Origin of the sequence: Luteibacter sp., from assembly GCF_051958795.1 — a bacterium.
Classification (GTDB): domain Bacteria; phylum Pseudomonadota; class Gammaproteobacteria; order Xanthomonadales; family Rhodanobacteraceae; genus Luteibacter.
The window spans coordinates 1-4,787 of record NZ_JBQCFT010000171.1; the positions used below are offsets into that span (position 1 = coordinate 1).

The 4,787-nt window shown below is 63.0% G+C and carries 4 protein-coding genes and 1 tRNA gene; all 5 read right to left on the bottom strand.

The window, feature by feature from the left end:
• The coding region (locus tag ACTHLF_RS08930) for a hypothetical protein (RefSeq protein ID WP_440326694.1) at positions 1 to 892 on the bottom strand (892 nt) is incomplete at its 3' end.
• A gap of 83 nt (positions 893 to 975) precedes the next feature.
• On the bottom strand, positions 976 to 1,326 hold the full coding sequence (locus ACTHLF_RS08935; protein ID WP_440326696.1) for a hypothetical protein: 351 nt from the start codon (positions 1,324 to 1,326) through the stop codon (positions 976 to 978).
• A gap of 132 nt (positions 1,327 to 1,458) precedes the next feature.
• A tRNA-Met gene (locus ACTHLF_RS08940) sits at positions 1,459 to 1,535 on the bottom strand.
• Positions 1,536 to 1,620: 85 nt separating this feature from the next.
• On the bottom strand, positions 1,621 to 3,081 hold the full coding sequence (gene nuoN / locus ACTHLF_RS08945) for an NADH-quinone oxidoreductase subunit NuoN (protein ID WP_440326697.1): 1,461 nt from the start codon (positions 3,079 to 3,081) through the stop codon (positions 1,621 to 1,623).
• Positions 3,082 to 3,095: 14 nt separating this feature from the next.
• Positions 3,096 to 4,607 (bottom strand): NADH-quinone oxidoreductase subunit M, encoded by a 1,512-nt coding sequence (locus ACTHLF_RS08950; protein ID WP_440326698.1) that lies wholly within the window; start codon positions 4,605 to 4,607, stop codon positions 3,096 to 3,098.
• Positions 4,608 to 4,787 lie beyond the last annotated feature (180 nt).

Below are 4,787 nucleotides of genomic sequence, written 5' to 3' on the forward strand. Positions count from 1 at the left end.
TGCCAACGTCCAGCTGGTACACCCCGTCACTGACGTCGCTGACGCGCTGCTCGTCCGTGTCGATGAAGGGCGATGGATGATTGCCCTTCACGGCAATGCGGTAACGGATCGGCGCGACGCGCAGCGCCCCGGGGATCAACCGTGGCGAAGGCGACATGGCCGTGCGGAGGACATCCACATCGGCATCGGGTGCCAATGCGCAGGCTTCGTCGCATGCCGCCATCTCGATGCGATAAGCGAACATCGGCGCCACCGATCGACGAATGGCGCCTTCGTCATTCACCCAGATGTCGGTCCACTGCGAGCCGTTCGACCCCGTCAGCTCCTCGCGCAGGTGGTGCAGCTGCTCCCTGCCCCCGGGCAGGTCGACAAGTTCATCGCCCACGACGGTCACGTCCAGGTTAGCGACCTGCTGGCGGTCAGCCTGGAACGTACGCATGGTGTACGTGGTACCCGGAGCGAACCCGTGCGCTTTCATCGCGATCCGCTGACCCTCCGACAGCGTTGCGCCGTCGGGCCACGTCATCAGGCTGACCCTGGTCTGGCCCGCCAGGGTGGATGTCACCTGGAACACCTTGTCGCCGTGCGGCTCGCCCAGGACTTCGGTGGCCTCGGCCCCCTGCCCTGATTTCGTGGAAAACGCGAGCGGCTTTCCATCCAGCGACTCCACCAGCCGCGCATCGCTGTGCGTTATCAGCGGTGTCTTGAACCGCGCGACACGAAGATCCAGTGTCTGCGTCGTCACCACCTGGTCGCCCTGCACATCCCGCTCGACGTGCACCTTGCCGACCTTCTGGCCGTCGAGCATGACGCTCATCCATGTGTCGGTCGCCAGCGCGCAAGCAGGCGCAAGGCAGAGCCAACCCACCACAACAGCATGCGAAACGCGCATGGGAATCCTTTCTGCGTTGGATTCCTCATAAACGACATGCGGCGACAGCACGTCAAGGCCAAAAGGCCAACATGACAGCGAATTTAATCAGTAGCCGCTGGGTTGTCGTTCGACAAACCGGCGGGAAGGACGCCAGTCACTGACCGCCAGGCCGATGGCGCGACCGCTGCAGCAAGGCTGATGAGGAGGAACATGCCCCACAGCCGCTGCTTCCAGTCGAGCAGTTTTCGAACGTCGGTTTCGATCGTGCCTACCTTGGAGCGGAGCTCGGCGATCGAGACTTCGACGGACCCCATCCTTGTCTCGAGGGAACCGATGCGCGCGTCGACTGCATCGAACTTCGCCTCCAGGCGCGCGATAGAGGACGCGATGCCAACGAGCATCTCGACGTTGACATGCGCGGGAACAAAGGGGGCATCGGGTAGAACACTCATGGGCAGACCTCGGCAAAGGGACGCCCACTGTAAGCGCCTGCCAAAAAAACCGATGTCAGCCCAGGGCGATAATCCGTGTAGTCCAGGCAAGAAAAAAGGCGCTGACCAAAGTCAGCGCCTTTTTATTGAAACTGGTAGCGGGGGTAGGATTCGAACCTACGACCTTCGGGTTATGAGCCCGACGAGCTGCCAGACTGCTCCACCCCGCATCAGAGAAAAAAAGTATAGCGACGTGGCCGGATTCTTGCAAGCCCTTTCTTACACATTCATGAAGAAAGGGCTGCAAAACATCCTTTAGCCGCCGAACGCCCTCTGGCACCACGCGAACAGCGGGGCCCAGGTGAAGCCCAGAACCAGCAGCGCGAGCGCGTTGATCGAGAGCATCCAGCGCGAAGCGACGTCCGAGGTAGCACGCACATCGGTACCTTCGTTCGGCGTATCGAAGTACATGACCTTCACCACGCGCAGGTAGTAGTACAGGCCGATGATGGCGAACACCGCGCCGGCGAGGGCCAGCCACAGGTAACCCGCATCCATCGCGGCCTTCAGCACGAGCAGCTTGCCGAAGAAACCGAACAGCGGCGGCACGCCAGCCAGCGAGAACATCACCAGCAGCATCATGAAGGCGAACCACGGCGAACGCTGGTTCAGGCCCTTCAGGTCGTCGATCTCTTCGCACTCGAAGCCCGCGCGCGACAGCACGAGGATCATGCCGAAGGCAGCGGCGCTGGTGAGCGCGTAGCTGACCGCATAGAACATCGAGGCCGAATAGCCTTCCGGACCGGCGTTGACCAGGCCGACCAGCAGGTAACCCATGTGCGAGATGGTCGAATAGGCCAGCAGGCGCTTCAGGTTGGTCTGCACGATCGCGACCAGGTTACCGATGGCCAGCGAGAGCACGGCCAGCACGGCGACCATGAGCTGCCACTGCGCGGCAAGGCCCGAAGCGCCACCGGCGATGTCGCCCATGCCGGTCGACAGCAGGCGATACGCCATGCCGAACGCGGCGAGCTTCTGCGCGGAACCGATGAAGATGGTCACGGCGGTCGGCGAACCCTGGTACACGTCCGGGATCCACATATGGAACGGGGCGGCGCCGAGCTTGAAGCCGATGCCCACGATCATGAACACCAGGCCGAACAGCAGCAGCGTGTGCCACTCCGTACCGACGATGGCGGCGTGGATGCCGTGCAGGTCCAGCGTGTGCGTAGCACCGTAGACCATCGACATGCCGTACAGCAGCATGCCCGAGGCCAGCGCGCCCAGCACGAAGTACTTGATCGCCGCTTCGGAGGACAGGCGCGAATCACGGTTCAGGGCAACCAGCGCGTACGACGAAAGCGTCAGCAGCTCGAGGCCCAGGTACACGGTGACCAGGCTGCCCGCGGCGACGAGGAACATGATGCCGATCGTGGCGAAGATCGACAGCGTGTAGAACTCGCCGAACGGAATGGCCCGCTCTTTCAGGTACGGACGCGCGTAGATGAAGATCACTGCCATCAGCAGCAGCGAGAACAGCTTCAGCACTTCGGCCACGCCGTCGCGGACGAACATGCCGCCGAACGCCGTGGCGCTGCCGTCCGGCTGGCCGCTCACGACGAGGTAGGCGCCGATCAGCAGCACCAGCACGGAGAGCCAGTGCACCGCGCCCTTCTGGTCCGGCTTCAGGCAGGCATCCAGCAGGAGCAGGACGCACGCCGCGACCGTGAGGTAAACCTCGGGGAGCAGGATAAGGATGTCATTGATACCAGGCATGGACTATTTCCCGCTCAGACTTTCGTAATGGCCAGCTGCTCGACAAGACGAGACACCGACGCATCCATGAGGTGGACCAGCGGCTCCGGCCAGATACCGAAGAGCAGCACACCGGCGGCGAACGCGGAGAGCATGAAGATCTCGCGGCCGTTGACGTCGGTCAGTTCCTTCACGTGCGGGTTGGTGATGTCACCCCACAGCACGCGCTTGACCATCCACAGCGTGTAGGCCGCGCCGATGATCAGCGTGAATGCGGCGAACAGCGCGATCCAGGGGTTGGCGCTGAAGGCGGCCAGGATGACCATGAACTCACCGACGAAACCGCTGGTGCCCGGCAGGCCGCTGTTGGCCATGGCGAACAGCACGTAGAACGGGGCGAAGATCGGCATCACGTTGATGACGCCGCCGTAGTCCTTGATCTGGCGCGAGTGCAGGCGGTCGTACAGGACGCCGATGCAGCTGAACATCGCACCCGAGATGAAGCCGTGCGAGATCATCTGCACCATCGCACCCTGCATGCCCAGGCGGGCGGCATCCGGGTTGTTGGCTTCACGCACCAGCATGAAGGCGATGAAGATGCCCAGGGTCACGAAACCCATGTGCGCGATGGACGAGTACGCCACCAGCTTCTTCATGTCGCCCTGGACCAGGGCCACGTAGCCGATGTAGCACACCGCGATCAGCGACAGCACGATGATCAGGCCGGCGAAATGCTCGGAAGCATCCGGCACGATCGGCAGCGAGAAGCGCAGGAAGCCGTAGCCACCGATCTTCAGCATGACCGCCGCCAGCACCACGGAACCGCCGGTCGGCGCTTCCACGTGGGCATCCGGCAACCAGGTGTGCACCGGCACCATCGGGACCTTGATGGCGAAGCCCAGCAGGAAGGCGAAGAACAGCCAGCTCTGCTCGGTCAGGGTAAGCGGCACCTTGGCCATGTCGGCCAGGGCAAAGCTGCCGCCGGTCTTGTGGTACAGGTAGATCAGGCCGATCAGCATGAAGATCGAGCCGAAGAACGTGTAGATGAAGAACTTCAGCGTGGCGTAGACGCGGCGCGGGCCACCCCAGATACCGATGATGACGAACATCGGGATCAGCATGGCTTCGAAGAACACGTAGAACAGCAACGCGTCCGTCGCGCAGAACACGCCGATCATGCAGCCCTCGAGGACGAGCATGGCAGCCATGTACTGGTGCGGCTTGTTCTGGATCACTTCCCACGCACCGACGATCACGAGGATCTGGGTGAACGAGGTAAGGATGATCAGCGCGACGGAGATGCCGTCGACCGCCAGCGAGTAGTTGATACCCAGCGACGGGATCCAGCTGAACGATTCGGACAGCTGCATCGTGCCGGTCGCGGCATCGTAGGCAGGCAGTAGGGCCAGGCTGGCGGCGAAGGTGGCAACCGCGACCAGCAGCGAGATCCAGCGGGCGAGGCCTGGGCGACCGGCGCCGGCCAGCAGCACCGGGATGGCGCCGACGACCGGGAGCCAGATCAGCAGGCTGAGCAAGTGATTCGACATAGAGCTCGTTTCCCTTATTGCCCGATCAGCCAGTACCCGCCCAGGAGCAGGATGAGGCCGAGGATCATGGCGAAGGCGTAGTGGAAGAGGAATCCGGATTGCAGGCGACGGGTGCCGCTCGCGATGCGCTGCACGAGGCCGGCCGAGCCGTTGACGATGGCGCCGTCGATGATGGCGGCG

Excerpts from the sequence above, each read along its gene's own strand:
- ACTHLF_RS08935 (WP_440326696.1), bottom strand. The coding sequence starts at position 1,326 with ATGAGTGTTCTACCCGATGCCCCCTTTGTTCCCGCGCATGTCAACGTC.
- nuoN (WP_440326697.1), bottom strand. The coding sequence starts at position 3,081 with ATGCCTGGTATCAATGACATCCTTATCCTGCTCCCCGAGGTTTACCTC.
- ACTHLF_RS08950 (WP_440326698.1), bottom strand. The coding sequence starts at position 4,607 with ATGTCGAATCACTTGCTCAGCCTGCTGATCTGGCTCCCGGTCGTCGGC.